The following is a 13,490-nucleotide window of genomic DNA, read 5'->3' as shown; positions in this document are numbered from 1 at the left end:
ACAATGAAAAAATCATTTTTATTATTTCCGATTATGGCACTGACTTTGACCGCTTGTACAACGTATGCTCCAACAATTGAAGATGATATTCCACCGCCAGCAGAAGTTGGAACAGTAAGTGGCGGTTGGCAGAATACTGACACCATTGAGCAACCCGCTCCTCCAGTATATCAACAAGAAATACCTGTTAGTCGTCCTGTATCTCAAGTGAATAATACTTTTAATATTCCAAGAGATGCCAATGGTAAACCTGATTATAGTCAAATTGCTAAAGGCTCTTATACTGGAGACGCTTACACAGTTCAAAAGGGTGATACTTTATTCTTTGTTTCTTATTTAGCAGGAAAAGATAAAGAAGAAATTGCACGTTTAAACAATTTAACTTATCCATACACTTTATCAATTGGACAAGTCTTAATACTTAAATAATAAATACAAAATAGAGATTGATGTAATGAAAAAACTTGTTTTATTTTTTCCACTCACGATGATTGCATTGACAGCTTGTGGCTCTAATCGAGCAGCACCTGTTGAATATGCTTCTGGTTCAGGACGCAATATACAGCTTCCACCACCAGTAAATGTAGTTAATCACAATGTAAGACTTCAACGTGCAAAAATGCCGTCTTCTATGAATACCGCATCAAAACCTATTCAGAAAGAGATTTTAAAACCATCGGCTATATCTACAAAAAAAGTAGTAAGAAAAATAACCCGAAAAATAAAAGTGAAAGAAAAGGAAATTGAGAGAAAAATAAAAATCCCTCGTGATAGTACAACACATAAACCAATTTATAGCCAAATTGATAAAGGCTCTTATGATGGCAATGTGTATACTGTTCGTAAAGGTGATACTCTATTTCTTGTCGCCTATATAGCAGGTAAAGATGTAAAAGAAGTCGCTAAATTGAATGGATTAAAAGAGCCTTACTCATTAAGTATTGGTCAAAAAATTAAACTTTCTAGTGGTTATACCGAAAAAGTAGTGACTAAAAAAGTGGTAGTTGAAAAACCTGTAAAACAAGAACCTAATGTTACTTATACACAAGCAGCTAATGGTACTGCTTATGGTTCAGATGGAACAGTCAAAGGACCAATAAAAGCAACCACAAATACAGCAACACCAACAGCAACACAAATAAGTGTCTCAAATAGTCACTCACTACCTGTTGCTGACACTGAATCCATAAAATGGCATTGGCCAACAGCTGGACGTGTTATTTCTTCTTTTTCTTCAGTAGATGGGGGAAATAAAGGAATTGATCTTACTGGTTCCAAAGGGCAAGCCGTTAAAGCAGCAGCGAAAGGTCGAGTAGTTTATGCCGGTAATGCACTACAAGGTTATGGCAACCTAATAATTATCAAGCATAGTGATAATTATTTAAGTGCTTATGCGCATAATGATGAAATTTTAGTGGATGAAAACGATACTGTAAAATTAGGACAACGTATTGCAACAATGGGTAATACAGGGACTAACACCACAAAATTACACTTTGAAATTCGTTATAAAGGTAAATCGGTTAATCCAATGGATTACTTACCTAGACGTTAATTTGTAAATTGTTGATGAGATCTTACCGCTTGCACTTTCTAGTGTTAGCGGTATTTTCATATTAGCAAATCATAAAACTTAAGGATTAAAAAATGAATTTAGCCTATCTAAATGGTGAGCCTAAGCAAGCGGGTCGATTAAAAGCAGAATTTGCAGATTTTATTGTGAGAGAAGAATTGGGTTACGATCTTGCTAATGAAGGAGAATTTGTTGCGGTTAAGGTGCGTAAAACCAATGCCAACACCTTATTTGTAGGGGAAAAATTAGCAAAATTTGCGGGTATTTCTGCAAAAAATATGAGTTATGCTGGCTTAAAAGATCGCAATGCCATCACAGAACAATGGTTTTGTTTACACTTAGCAGGTAAGGAAACACCAGATTTTAGCCAGTTTTCAGAAGAAGGTGTCGAGATTTTAGAGGTGACTCGCCATAATCGTAAAATTCGTGTGGGAGCGTTAGTGGGTAATCATTTTGAGCTTTTATTAAGAGAGGTAAAGCAAACGGATGAGTTGGTTCAACGCTTAACCCAAATCCAAGCGGTTGGATTTCCTAACTATTTTACCGAACAACGCTTCGGACGAGATGGCAATAATTTAATTCAAGCCCAACGTTGGGCGAATGGTGAAATTAAAGTTAAAGATCGTAAAAAACGCAGTTTTTATCTTTCAGCCGCACGTAGTGATATTTTCAATCAAGTGGTTTCAGCCCGTATTCAAGAAAACCTTATATCACTAGTTGTAAATAATGATTTACTACAACTTGCAGGCTCAAATAGTTTCTTTCAAGCGACAGAAAATGAGTTAGCAGAATTACAACAACGTTTAACGGATAATGATTTATTGCTGACTGCTCCACTGATCGGCGAAGACTCCTTAGACAAACCAGCCCCACAACCTGAGCAACAAATTATTGCACAACACCAATCTTTTATTGAATTGATGAAAGAGGTAAGAATGAAAGCTTCTCGCCGAGCAATGTTGTGTAAACCACAAAATTTTGAATGGCAATTTGTTGATGATGGACTGAAATTAAACTTCTTTTTAGAGTCAGGAAGTTATGCGACTGCGTTAGTGAGAGAGTTGGTTCTAACGGATTAACGAGTTAATTATGCAGTCATTTATATTTTAAAAATATCAGGAGCTAATAATGAAAACATTAATAACTTGCATATTTGTACTATCAAATTTTTTGATCAGTTATGAAAATGCACAAGAAAACCCATTAATGGATAAAGTTAATAGTGAAATCTTAAAGTTAGAAATGATGATTGATATTTCTAATATGCAGTTTGAAGTTGCGCCAATACAGGGTAAAAAATCTTTTTCTGTAAATGATGCGCCTACTTTTATAGATTTAAAAAGAAAAGTAAGTATTGATAAAAATAAAATTCAGCATTTCTTTGATGCTCTTGATGTTTATTCTAAAATATATTATCCCTACAATATCATTATTTTGAAACCTCATTTGTATGATTTAGTGAAAGTGATTAATAAAGATAATTCTTATTGGAGTCGTAATTACAATAATATCCCTATTTTTAAAGCAATATCTGTGGAATATCTTGATGGTAGTCATAAAAATATTGAAACTTTGGTGCTATCAAAAAGTTCGGTTGAGAAAAAATATATGGTTACTGACAAAGATAGTGGTAAAGAATATTCCTACTCAAAAACTGACAATGCGACTGAAATTGAAAAAATTGTATTAAACAGCAGTTTTGCTGAAAAAAAACTTTGTTTTAGAAAATCCAAAACCAATTAAATCAATAAAATTTACTATTGATTTTCCATTAGAAAATGTAGAAACAAAAACATTATCAGAAAAAAATAAAATCATTCATACTGAATTTGGTGATATTAAATTAATACAGATGGTAAATAACAAAGTGGTGCTTGAATATCCACAAACATTAAGTAAATTAATTAAGATTAGAGGTATTTATAAAGATGGAAGGATCTTAAGAGACAGAAGTGCTTCTTCACATACCGTGTTATCTGAAAAACAACAACAGTTTGTTCATCAGTATTTAGAGATGCTAAAAGAGGCAAAAAAACAGATCATTAATAAGACGATTAAAACGGAAAAATTATTACAACAATATATTAATAAACACACACCAATACAAGCACCTTTAAAATTAAAAATACGTAAAAGTCTTACATTTAGTGGGGAGTTGAATGAAATTGATGTGCTGATTTCAAAAGAAATGAAGATAGAAAAATTTACGAGCACTTATAAAATCAAACCCTTAGCGAATAAAAATCATCATCTAATTGCGATTGATTTTAACACAGGAAAGCAAGGCATTCTCAATAGCAAGGGTAAATGGGTGGTTAAGCCAACCTTTATAAGACTTTTTCATAAAATAGCCAATATTTATTGTGGAAAAATGACTGAAAATTCAGATATAGCTTATTTTTATCTTAATCCTAAAACTTCAAAAATGGAAAAATTGCCTTATTTTATCCCTTTTAATACTTATTATAATGATAAAAAATATGTACAAATTGCAGGTTCTGATATTAGCAATGCTAAACGAGGTTTGTTAGATATAACAAATATGAAAGTGTTATTAAGTCCTACTGTAAGAGATTTAGATGTTAATAAATATTTTTATGTTGAAACAATAAAAGAATCTTCTAATAAGATCACTAATTTATATCGTTTTTCTGATAATAAGAAAATCTTAAGTTTCGGTCAAAATGAATATAGTAGAATCGAATTAGCTGATGACAGAATAATTTTAAAGAAATTAATACCTACTGCTATAAGTAATGCATATTCAACAAAATATTATCTCTTAGATCAGAATGGGAAAAGACTCAATAAAATGACTATCAAAGATATTGAGTCTTGGTCAATGAAATTTCATAATGGTTATTTACTTGTTAAAGATAAAAATGATAAGTTTATGTTTATAGATAAAAATGCTAAAAAAGCACCTTTTGATGTTTCAAAATACAAAGATGTTGAGCCATTTAGAGAAGGTTATGCAAGAATTTGTAAGAAGTTTAATAAAGAGTGTGGCTTTATCAATACAAAGGGAAAGCTTGTGATACCAATAAAATATGGTTGGGGAGATAGAACGTTTTATAAAGGTTATACAAGAGTAGCGTTACTAGATGGACAAAATTTATTTTTAATTAATCAAAAAGGGGAAAAAGTCGCTGACTTTCCAAAATTCACAGAGTATGAACGAGGAAGGAGAAATACAAAAGATGATAATAAAACATATTGGTTTGATAACCGAGTTTTTAATTATAAAGGTGAAGAAACAACGGAAAGAGACAGTCAGTAAAGAGATTATTTATCAATGATAGCGGTAAGATGATCACAACTTCTTGCAAATATTTTAATAAAATAAAAATTTTTACCTTTATCAATATTGCTTTAAACTTTTAGAAGGAAACAGAATGAGAAGAAAATGTGGTGTAATCAGCTTGTTCTTTTTAATAGGAGCTATCACATTCATTTTTTATAAAGATAAAAATAATTTAGAAAATTCTGTATGGAAATATTGTGGTAATGGAAAGGGAGATATTGCAGATGTACTTGACTTCAGAAAGCAAAACTATTTTATTATAAAAAATAACAGTATTTATGTTAAAGAGACTTTAATTGGTATGATTGATAGAATCGAATATTACTACATAGAACGCAGGTTATTTGTTGAGAGTCTCGCAGGAGATATAGGTAGATATTGTGAAAAATAAGTTGATTTGTTGATGAAGGGTTGAAATTAAACTTCTTTTTAGAGTCAGGAAGTTATGCGACTGCGTTAGTGAGAGAGTTGGTTTTGACTGATTAAATAAGAAATACATACACATACTGAATATTAAAAAGAGAGAAGTTTATAAAAAGATATCAAAATACTTTTTACAATAGGTATGTTATTCATTATTACTGCCTATCACTCTTCTATTATATGGAATTACGTTTATGGAAAACAAGCGGTAAGATGTTGATAAAAATTTGCAAATAATTGATCACATCTCACCGCTTAAAACAAGAAAATCATTTTGAGAGTAGCACTGTGATAAAATATAAAGAGCTTAAACCAACAGGATTTTTACAAAATTTCATAGAATGTTTTTGGGATTATAAGACTGATAAAGCCATTCAACACACTATCCTACCAGATGGTTACTTTGATTTAATTGCTGAATTTGAAGATAACCTTTTAACAAAAGTAAAACTTACAGGCATTTGGACTACACCAAAACATATCGACATACCTAAAAATAAAACTTTTATTGCAATACGTTTTAAGATCTTAGCTGCTGAATATATTTTTCAAAGAGAGATAAAATCAATTTTAGATACTGAACACACTCTTCCTTTTCATTTTTGGAATCTTAACAGTTTCCAACACAATGAATTTGAACGATTTGTTAGTCATACTACACATCATATTGAGAATGTAATAACACAGATTAAAAATATAGATAATAGAAAATTGACATTATTTGATCTTATCTATCAACAGAATGTAAAAACAGTAACGGAATTATCGGAACAGGTTTTTTGGAGTAGCAGACAAATTAATCGTTACTTTAGTAAACAATTTGGTTTTTCGTTAAAAAATTTCTTAAAAATTATTCGTTTTAAATCCTCCTATAAACAGATTTCAGCAGGAAAACTAACTCCTAACAATGGATATTCTGATCAATCTCACTTTATCAAAGAAGTAAAGCAATACGCTGGTGTTACCCCTAAAGAACTATACAAAAATGAAAACGACCGATTTTTACAATTATCAACACTAAATAAATGATAATTTTGTGTTTGATTTTTTAACTGATAAAAAGAGGTAACTATGAAAATCAACAAATTATCACCCAATTTAGCGGTAAAGGACATTAATGAAACTGTTCATTTTTATACTGAGCATTTTGGATTTACATTAGTTATGGCGGTGCCTGAAAGCCAAGATGGTGTCGAACAGACATTAGATAAAAATAAAGCCTATGTGTACGCAATGATCCAAAAAGACAATATTGAATTAATGTTACAGCGTTTAGACTCTTTCCAACAGGATATGACTTTTTGCAAAGCCTCTACTACTGGAGCAACTGTTTCATTCTATATGGAAATTGACGGCATTAGTAAATTACATCAATCATTGAAAAATAAAAATCTCACCATCACTGACCTAAAAACAACTTGGTATGGAATGAAAGAATTTTATGTACAAGATTTAAATGGTTATATTCTTGGTTTTGCAGAAAAAGTGGAATAATGATGAAATCCCAAAATGATCAAGTTCAAACATTTTTGAATGACATATTAAGTGTTGATAACGAAAAATATCTTATTTTAAACCAAATACGTGAAATAGTTTTTGAAAACCATCAAGCAACTGGTGAAAGAATCATTTATGGTGGTATTATGTTTTCAATTAATAATAAAGATTTTGGTGGTTTATTTGTCAGGAAACAACATATTTCTTTCGAGTTTGTCGAAGGCTTTTTAATGGGAGATCCTAATAAATTATTGGAAGGTACTGGGAAATACCGCCGACATCTAAAAATTAGAACAATAGATGATCTTCAAAATAAAAATGTGGAATATTTTATAAAACAAGCGGTAAGATAATTCTAAAAATTTGCAGATTTAAAAAAATAAAGGCAGGGTTGAATTCCTGCCTTTCTATTTTAATCGAATTTATTAAGCAATAATTATTGCCCATAATAGGCATTTGCACCGTGTTTACGTAGATAATGTTTATCCAATAATTCTTGTTGCATTGATTGGATATTTGGACGAATTTGGGTGGTGACAAAGTTCATATAAGCCAATTCTTCTAGTACAACGGAATTATGCACCGCATCATTGGCGTCTTTGCCCCATACGAATGGTCCGTGTGAATGTACAATTACTGCTGGGATTTGATCCGCTTGAATATGGCGTTTTTGGAAAGTTTCAACGATCACTTTTCCTGTTTCTAACTCATATTCGCCAGCAATTTCAGCAGGGGTCATTTTACGGGTGCAAGGAATGGTACCGTAGAAATAATCGCCGTGCGTTGTACCGAGTGCGAGTAAATCTTCGCCTGCTTGTGCCCAAGCCGTTGCGTGACGTGAGTGAGTATGCACAATTCCGCCGATATTAGGGAATTGGCGATAAAGCTCCAAGTGAGTTGGCGTATCTGATGATGGTTTTAGTTTGCCTTCTACCACTTTACCAGTGAATAAATCTACTACTACCATATCATCAGCCGTCATTTCATCGTATTCCACACCTGATGGCTTGATAACCACTAAGTTTGTTTCACGATCAATTTCACTCACGTTACCCCAAGTGAATGTGACTAATTTATGTTTTGGTAATTCAAGGTTTGCTTTTAATACTTTTTCTTTTAACGCTTCTAACATTGGAAGCCTCCTTCTTTCATTTTTTGTTCGATCCAACGGCGTGCATTGATAATTTCAGCGATTGGCTCTTCAGCTTTTTCTGTCCACATTTCAATTAAGAATGCACCACGATAATTTAATTTATTTAGAATATTGAAGAATTTTACAAAATCCACACAACCATCGCCAAATGGGACATCTCTAAATTGCCCTTTGCAGGTTTCGGTGACTTTGTAGGTATCTTTTAGATGTAAGGCTGAAATTTTATTGATACCTAGGGTTAATTCTTCTTCAACGTTATCATTCCACGCTGAAAGATTGCCAATATCAGGATAAACGGTAAACCAAGGGGAGTCGATGATTTGATCCCATTTTTTCCAACGAGAAATTGAACTCATAAATTTGGTATCCATAATTTCTACTGCAAGGGTTACCTGATTACTTGCTGCAAGCGTTACCGCCCATTCAAGCCCTTCTTGAAAACGTTGGATTGTGCCTTCGTCTTGCTCTTCGTAATAAACATCGTAACCTGCAAGTTGAATGGTACGAATACCTAAATCCACCGCTAATTGAATGGCTTTTTCCATCATTGTGTAAGCTTCTTTGCGAATGGCTTCATCTCGGCTACCAAATGGGAAACGGCGATGCCCAGATAAACACATTGACGGAATAGTTACGCCAGTAGTCATAATCGCTTTTACTAGCTCTAAGCGTTGTTCTTTTGTCCAATCTAAACGAGCTAAACGCTCATCGGTTTCATCAATAGAAATTTCGACAAAATCAAACCCACACGCTTTTGCAATAGATAATCTATCTTGCCAACTGATATTTTTTGGCAAGGCTTTTTCATAGATCCCTAATTTATGTTTTCTCATTTTTTTGTCCTATTAAATTGTGCTTTTAAGCAAGAATAATGTGTAATCCTTGCTCTGTTAATTCTTTAATAATAGTTGGGTCTGCTTCTTTTCCTGTAATTAAAATATCGATATTTTTTAACTCAGCAAACAGCATTCCTACTCGCTTACCTAACTTTGAGCTATCCAGTAAAACAACCAACTTTTCCACTTTTTCTAACATTTTCTGTTCAGAATTAGCAATTAACATATCATTTTTATATAAGCCCTCGTGTGAAAGCCCTTTACCACTAGTGAAAAGAATATCCGCAGCATAATCATCTGAACTACTATTTAGAGAAAGCATAATGGCTTGATTTTTATTATATTGTCCACCCATAATGACGACATTATGATGATCATTACTAATAAGGGTATTTGCAAGCGGTAAGTAATTGGTAATAATTTGCAAATTTTTGCCACATAAACTTTCACCCAGCATCAACATTGTTGAACCACAAGTAAGGATTACGCTGGTATCCTCTTTGCACAACTTATTTGCTGCAATGGCAATGCGTTTTTTTTCTTCAAGATTATTGATATTTTTTTTTATAATAGGTGAGCTGGTTGAATAATAAGTCGCATTTAAAGACTCTGCACCATTGCGTACTTTTTTTAATCTACCTTGTTGATCTAATTTTGTAATATCTCGACGAGCAGTAGCAGGAGAAATACCCAACAAATCAATAATTTCAGCTGTGGCTAAATACTTTCGTTCATTAACTAATTTAAGCAGTTGTTGTTGTCTATAATTTTCATTCATATTTTTATTTCTCTAATTAAAATTTATGCCAATTATAATGAACAGCAAAAAAGAAACCACCCCAATTAAGGGGTGGTAAAGTATATTAAAGAATACTTTTAAATGGTACATTTGGCTCTTGCTCAAAACAATCATCAAAACCACGTGGGTGATGGTAATCAATTAAATCTTTATCACGAGGATAAACATATTTGCCGCCCACTTCCCAAATAAATGGGTGGAATTTATATTGTAAGCGATCTTTACGCATTCTATATAATGCTAAAATTTCATCGGTGCTTGCTTGGAAGTTTGACCATACATCGTGGTGTACAGGAATAACTACTTTTGCTTGTAAGGCTTCTGCCATACGAAGTAAATCAATAGAAGTCATTTTATCCATAATACCAACTGGATTTTCACCGTAGTTGTTTAATACAACATCAATGTCGTGTTCTTTACCGTGTTTAGCAAATTGAACAGAATAATGTGAATCAGCACCGTGATAAATATTACCACCTGGTGTTTTGAAAATGTAGTTTACACATTTTTTACCCATTTCTTCATCACTTGGGCAAAGACCTAATAATTCTCCACCTTGTGCATCAGCTCCTTGAACTGGAAGTGTGACTAAACAGGTTCTATCAAAACCGTCTAATGCAACAATTTCCATATCTTTGATTTTCACTGTATCGCCTGGTTTAACAGTAATACAACGCTCTGCTGGTACACCCCATTTTTGCCAAATATCAGTACAGTATTCTGGACCAATAAATTTAACGTGATCAAGTTTTGGGTTATTGATAACCGCTGCGGCAACATTGATATCAATATGATCACTATGATAGTGTGAGGCTAATAAGAAATCTAACTCTTCAATTGCAAATGGGTCAATAACAACAGGACTTGTACGTAAGTTTGGTTGTAATTTACGCACACCTGACATATTCGCCATTTGGTGTCCACGTACCATATCTTTTACTTTTTTAGTATTTTTTCCACGGAAACACCATAGATCCATACATACGTTTGCCCCTGCGGGTGTTTTGATCCAAATTGAGCAGTTACCTAACCACCACATCGCAAAACTTTTTTCTGGCACTACCTCTGCAGCAATTTCTTCATTTAACCACGTTCCCCACTCTGGAAAAGTTGAAAGAATCCAGCTTTCTCTTGTTATTTCTTGTACTTTTGACATTTTAATTTACTCCTGATAAAAAACGATAATAAGAAATCACAAATAATCATACATAATCATTTTGATTTATTCAATCTTTTTTTTCTAAACTGTGATTTAGGTCAAATTTTATATTTTTTTCATTTTTCAAAGGAATAAAAGCGATTTATTTATGATTTTCACTGAATAATAATCTTTTTTTATCAAAAATATTTAAATATAAAATGTGATCTTGTTCACAAATAATCAAATTTAATCTTTTTTAATCGTCTATTAAGGCGTATTATAGTGATGATTACGCAAATTTTGATTTTCTATATCATAATATAATAGTGATTATTGAAAATCGCTAATCGTTTCAACTACTATTTTTTACTCACAAAAAGGAAATGACTTATGGAGTTTGTTACAGAAATCCTGATTTTCCTAAAAGATCAAGTGCTATCTAAAGCACCACTCTTATTAGGTATCGTTGCTTGTATTGGTTATATTTTATTGAAAAAAGATACCACTACAATTCTTAAGGGAACTATTAAAACTATAGCTGGTTTTATGCTTGTACAAGTAGGTGCTGGCACACTTGTTAAAGGCTTTAAACCAATTATCTTAAAACTTAATGAAGTACATGGTTTAACAGGGGCAATTGTTGACCCATACACTGCTATGCAAGCGACCATTACCACAATGGCAGATAATTATGCTTGGGTAGGTTATGCCGTACTTGGAGCATTAGCATTAAATATTCTTTTAGTTGCATTTAGACGTTTCACTGGTATTCGTACTATTATGCTTACTGGACACATTATGTTCCAACAAGCAGGTTTAGTGGCGGTATTCTATATGATTATTGGTGCAACAATGTGGGAAACCATTATTTATACCAGTGTATTAATGGCACTTTATTGGGGTATTTCTGCAAATATTATGTATCAACCAACACAGGCTGTTACAGGTGGAGCAGGGTTCTCAATTGGTCACCAACAACAAATTGCATCTTGGATCGCGGTTAAAGTTGCACCTAAATTAGGTGATAAAGATGACAGTGTTGAACATATGAAATTACCAAACTGGTTGCATATTTTCCACGATAGCGTATCAGCAACTGCGATTGTAATGACCGTATTCTTCGGTATTATTTTACTGTCATTTGGTTTAGATAACTTACAAGTAATGGCGGGTAAAACACACTGGACAATCTATATTCTTGAAACAGGGCTTAAATTTGCGGTCGCTATTCAAATTATCGTAACAGGTGTACGTATGTTCGTCGCAGAACTTTTAGAAGCTTTCAAAGGTATTTCTGAGCGTTTAATTCCAAATGCAGTATTAGCGATTGACTGTGCAGCAATTTACGCATTCTCTCCAAATGCAATGGTATTCGGCTTTATGTGGGGTGCTATCGGTCAGTTTGTTGCTGTTGGTATTCTTCTTGGTATGGATGCGAGTATTCTTATCATTCCAGGCTTTATCCCAATGTTCTTCTCTAACGCAACAATCGGGGTATTTGCAAACCGCTTTGGTGGTTGGAAAGCTGTTATGAAAGTTTGTTTTGTAATGGGTATGATCGAAATCTTAGGTTCTGCTTGGGTAATCCAAATGCTTGCTGATCAAGGTACAATCTTTAATGGTTGGATGGGAATGGCTGACTGGGCATTATTCTGGCCACCAATCTTACAAGGTATCATCTCTATCCCATTCTTCTTCTTTGTTATTGTTGCCGCAGCATTAGTTTATATGTTCTTTGCATCAAAACAATTACGTACAGATGAAGCAGCAGCACAAGCTCAAGGTAAAACATTAGATCAATATTATGGATTTGGTATTGAAGAAGATGAAGCGGTCACTTCTGAGGAAGTTTTTACAAATTCTCAAAGTAGTGCAAAAGCTGTTCGTATCTTAGCAGTATGTGGTTCTGGTCAAGGCTCATCAATGATGATGAAAATGAAAATCAAAAACTACCTTGATAAACGTGGTATTCCAAATGAAATGGATTCTTGTGCGGTTACCGATTATAAAGGTAAACTAGCAAACGTAGATATCGTCGTTTCTTCACAGCATCTTGCGAATGAAATTGATGGTGGCGACAAAGTATCTGTATTAGGTGTTAAAAATATGCTTAACCCTAACTCATTTGGTGATGAATTGGTTGAATTAATCAATAAACACAACGCAAGTTAATCATCAACTGCGATTAATTTTAGAGCGAATCTAAAATAGTTAAAACAGCCCCTAGAGAATAATTTCTAGGGGCTCTGTTCTTAAAATTGAAAAAATATTAAAAAGGTATTTAAAATGAATTTAAAACAATCTCTGATTGAGAATAACTCAATTAAATTAAACCAAACCGCCACTAGCTGGGAAGAGGCAATTAAAATTGGTACCGATATGTTAGTTGATTCTGGTGCGATTGAACCTCGTTATTATGACAACATTATCAATAAAGTAAAAGAAATGGGGCCTTACATCATCTTAGCACCAGGGTTAGCAATGCCTCACGCTCGCCCAGAAGAAGGCGTAATTAAAACTGCTTTTGCATTAGTCACATTGACTGAATCCGTTTTCTTTGATGGTGAAGATGAAGGTGTAAAAGTACTGATTACTTTATCAGGTAGCTCATCTGACGAACATATGCAAGGCATTATGGAAATTACCCAAGTGCTAGAAGATGAGGATCCTGAAAGTGAAACCGGAGTTGATTTAGCAAAAATTTTACGTTGCCAAACAAACGAAGATGTATATAGCATTATTGATGAAGCATTAAATAAATAAG

15 protein-coding genes are annotated in these 13,490 nt (G+C 33.1%); 11 read left to right on the top strand and 4 right to left on the bottom strand.

Annotated elements, in window-relative coordinates:
• The first annotated feature begins 3 nt into the window (after positions 1-3).
• From KGI96_RS07685 to KGI96_RS07645, 9 genes are all read left to right on the top strand, one after another.
• Positions 4-429 (top strand): LysM peptidoglycan-binding domain-containing protein, encoded by a 426-nt coding sequence (locus KGI96_RS07685; protein WP_211597546.1) that lies wholly within the window; start codon positions 4-6, stop codon positions 427-429.
• A gap of 25 nt (positions 430-454) precedes the next feature.
• Positions 455-1,555: a peptidoglycan DD-metalloendopeptidase family protein gene (locus KGI96_RS07680; RefSeq protein WP_211597547.1), complete on the top strand. Its 1,101-nt coding sequence runs from the start codon at positions 455-457 to the stop codon at positions 1,553-1,555.
• A gap of 92 nt (positions 1,556-1,647) precedes the next feature.
• Entirely contained in the window at positions 1,648-2,652 is a 1,005-nt protein-coding gene (truD, locus tag KGI96_RS07675; protein WP_211597548.1) for a tRNA pseudouridine(13) synthase TruD, read from the top strand.
• Positions 2,653-2,701: 49 nt separating this feature from the next.
• Entirely contained in the window at positions 2,702-3,316 is a 615-nt protein-coding gene (locus KGI96_RS07670) for a hypothetical protein (protein WP_211597549.1), read from the top strand.
• Positions 3,273-4,853, top strand: a complete 1,581-nt coding sequence (locus KGI96_RS07665; protein WP_211597550.1) for a WG repeat-containing protein — start codon at positions 3,273-3,275, stop codon at positions 4,851-4,853. The genes KGI96_RS07670 and KGI96_RS07665 overlap by 44 nt, the downstream gene beginning before the upstream one ends.
• Positions 4,854-4,968: 115 nt before the next feature.
• Positions 4,969-5,268, top strand: a complete 300-nt coding sequence (locus KGI96_RS07660) for a hypothetical protein (protein WP_211597551.1) — start codon at positions 4,969-4,971, stop codon at positions 5,266-5,268.
• 320 nt (positions 5,269-5,588) lie between these two features.
• Positions 5,589-6,329: a helix-turn-helix domain-containing protein gene (locus KGI96_RS07655; protein ID WP_211597552.1), complete on the top strand. Its 741-nt coding sequence runs from the start codon at positions 5,589-5,591 to the stop codon at positions 6,327-6,329.
• 42 nt (positions 6,330-6,371) lie between these two features.
• A complete protein-coding gene (locus tag KGI96_RS07650; RefSeq protein ID WP_211597553.1) occupies positions 6,372-6,794 on the top strand; it encodes a VOC family protein in 423 nt (140 codons plus the stop codon).
• Complete coding sequence (locus tag KGI96_RS07645) at positions 6,794-7,150, top strand: DUF1801 domain-containing protein (RefSeq protein ID WP_211597554.1); 357 nt, start codon at positions 6,794-6,796, stop codon at positions 7,148-7,150. The genes KGI96_RS07650 and KGI96_RS07645 overlap by 1 nt, the downstream gene beginning before the upstream one ends.
• Positions 7,151-7,233: 83 nt before the next feature.
• On the opposite strand, the gene araD is transcribed toward KGI96_RS07645, so the two are convergent.
• From araD to ulaG, 4 genes are all read right to left on the bottom strand, one after another.
• A complete protein-coding gene (gene araD / locus KGI96_RS07640; RefSeq protein ID WP_211597555.1) occupies positions 7,234-7,929 on the bottom strand; it encodes an L-ribulose-5-phosphate 4-epimerase in 696 nt (231 codons plus the stop codon).
• Positions 7,923-8,783, bottom strand: a complete 861-nt coding sequence (locus KGI96_RS07635) for an L-ribulose-5-phosphate 3-epimerase (RefSeq protein ID WP_211597556.1) — start codon at positions 8,781-8,783, stop codon at positions 7,923-7,925. Before KGI96_RS07635 ends, araD begins: the two co-directional genes overlap by 7 nt.
• 25 nt (positions 8,784-8,808) lie before the next feature.
• The gene (ulaR, locus tag KGI96_RS07630) at positions 8,809-9,564 is read right to left on the bottom strand and encodes an HTH-type transcriptional regulator UlaR (protein ID WP_211597557.1); all 756 of its coding nucleotides are present in this window, start codon (positions 9,562-9,564) and stop codon (positions 8,809-8,811) included.
• 85 nt (positions 9,565-9,649) lie between these two features.
• Positions 9,650-10,741 (bottom strand): L-ascorbate 6-phosphate lactonase, encoded by a 1,092-nt coding sequence (gene ulaG / locus KGI96_RS07625; protein ID WP_211597558.1) that lies wholly within the window; start codon positions 10,739-10,741, stop codon positions 9,650-9,652.
• Between the two features lie 375 nt (positions 10,742-11,116).
• Here ulaG and KGI96_RS07620 point away from each other — a divergent pair, with 375 nt between their 5' ends.
• Positions 11,117-12,898 carry a PTS ascorbate-specific subunit IIBC gene (locus KGI96_RS07620; RefSeq protein WP_211597559.1) on the top strand — a complete coding sequence of 594 codons (1,782 nt, stop codon included), beginning with the start codon at positions 11,117-11,119 and terminating at the stop codon, positions 12,896-12,898.
• Between the two features lie 114 nt (positions 12,899-13,012).
• Complete coding sequence (locus tag KGI96_RS07615; protein WP_211597560.1) at positions 13,013-13,489, top strand: PTS sugar transporter subunit IIA; 477 nt, start codon at positions 13,013-13,015, stop codon at positions 13,487-13,489.
• The last annotated feature ends 1 nt before the right edge of the window (position 13,490 follow it).

It is taken from the genome of Phocoenobacter atlanticus subsp. cyclopteri (assembly GCF_018343795.1).
GTDB lineage: Bacteria > Pseudomonadota > Gammaproteobacteria > Enterobacterales > Pasteurellaceae > Phocoenobacter > Phocoenobacter atlanticus.
Note: the sequence above shows the minus strand (reverse complement) of the source record. Positions and strands in the feature narration are given on the sequence as shown.

What these genes read in the sequence shown, in the direction of transcription:
- KGI96_RS07685 (WP_211597546.1), top strand. Translation starts at nt 4, where the DNA reads ATGAAAAAATCATTTTTATTATTTCCGATTATGGCACTGACTTTGACC.
- KGI96_RS07660 (WP_211597551.1), top strand. Translation starts at nt 4,969, where the DNA reads ATGAGAAGAAAATGTGGTGTAATCAGCTTGTTCTTTTTAATAGGAGCT.
- KGI96_RS07680 (WP_211597547.1), top strand. Translation starts at nt 455, where the DNA reads ATGAAAAAACTTGTTTTATTTTTTCCACTCACGATGATTGCATTGACA.
- araD (WP_211597555.1), bottom strand. Translation starts at nt 7,929, where the DNA reads ATGTTAGAAGCGTTAAAAGAAAAAGTATTAAAAGCAAACCTTGAATTA.
- KGI96_RS07620 (WP_211597559.1), top strand. Translation starts at nt 11,117, where the DNA reads ATGGAGTTTGTTACAGAAATCCTGATTTTCCTAAAAGATCAAGTGCTA.
- ulaR (WP_211597557.1), bottom strand. Translation starts at nt 9,564, where the DNA reads ATGAATGAAAATTATAGACAACAACAACTGCTTAAATTAGTTAATGAA.
- KGI96_RS07635 (WP_211597556.1), bottom strand. Translation starts at nt 8,783, where the DNA reads ATGAGAAAACATAAATTAGGGATCTATGAAAAAGCCTTGCCAAAAAAT.
- ulaG (WP_211597558.1), bottom strand. Translation starts at nt 10,741, where the DNA reads ATGTCAAAAGTACAAGAAATAACAAGAGAAAGCTGGATTCTTTCAACT.
- truD (WP_211597548.1), top strand. Translation starts at nt 1,648, where the DNA reads ATGAATTTAGCCTATCTAAATGGTGAGCCTAAGCAAGCGGGTCGATTA.
- KGI96_RS07645 (WP_211597554.1), top strand. Translation starts at nt 6,794, where the DNA reads ATGATGAAATCCCAAAATGATCAAGTTCAAACATTTTTGAATGACATA.
- KGI96_RS07615 (WP_211597560.1), top strand. Translation starts at nt 13,013, where the DNA reads ATGAATTTAAAACAATCTCTGATTGAGAATAACTCAATTAAATTAAAC.
- KGI96_RS07670 (WP_211597549.1), top strand. Translation starts at nt 2,702, where the DNA reads ATGAAAACATTAATAACTTGCATATTTGTACTATCAAATTTTTTGATC.
- KGI96_RS07650 (WP_211597553.1), top strand. Translation starts at nt 6,372, where the DNA reads ATGAAAATCAACAAATTATCACCCAATTTAGCGGTAAAGGACATTAAT.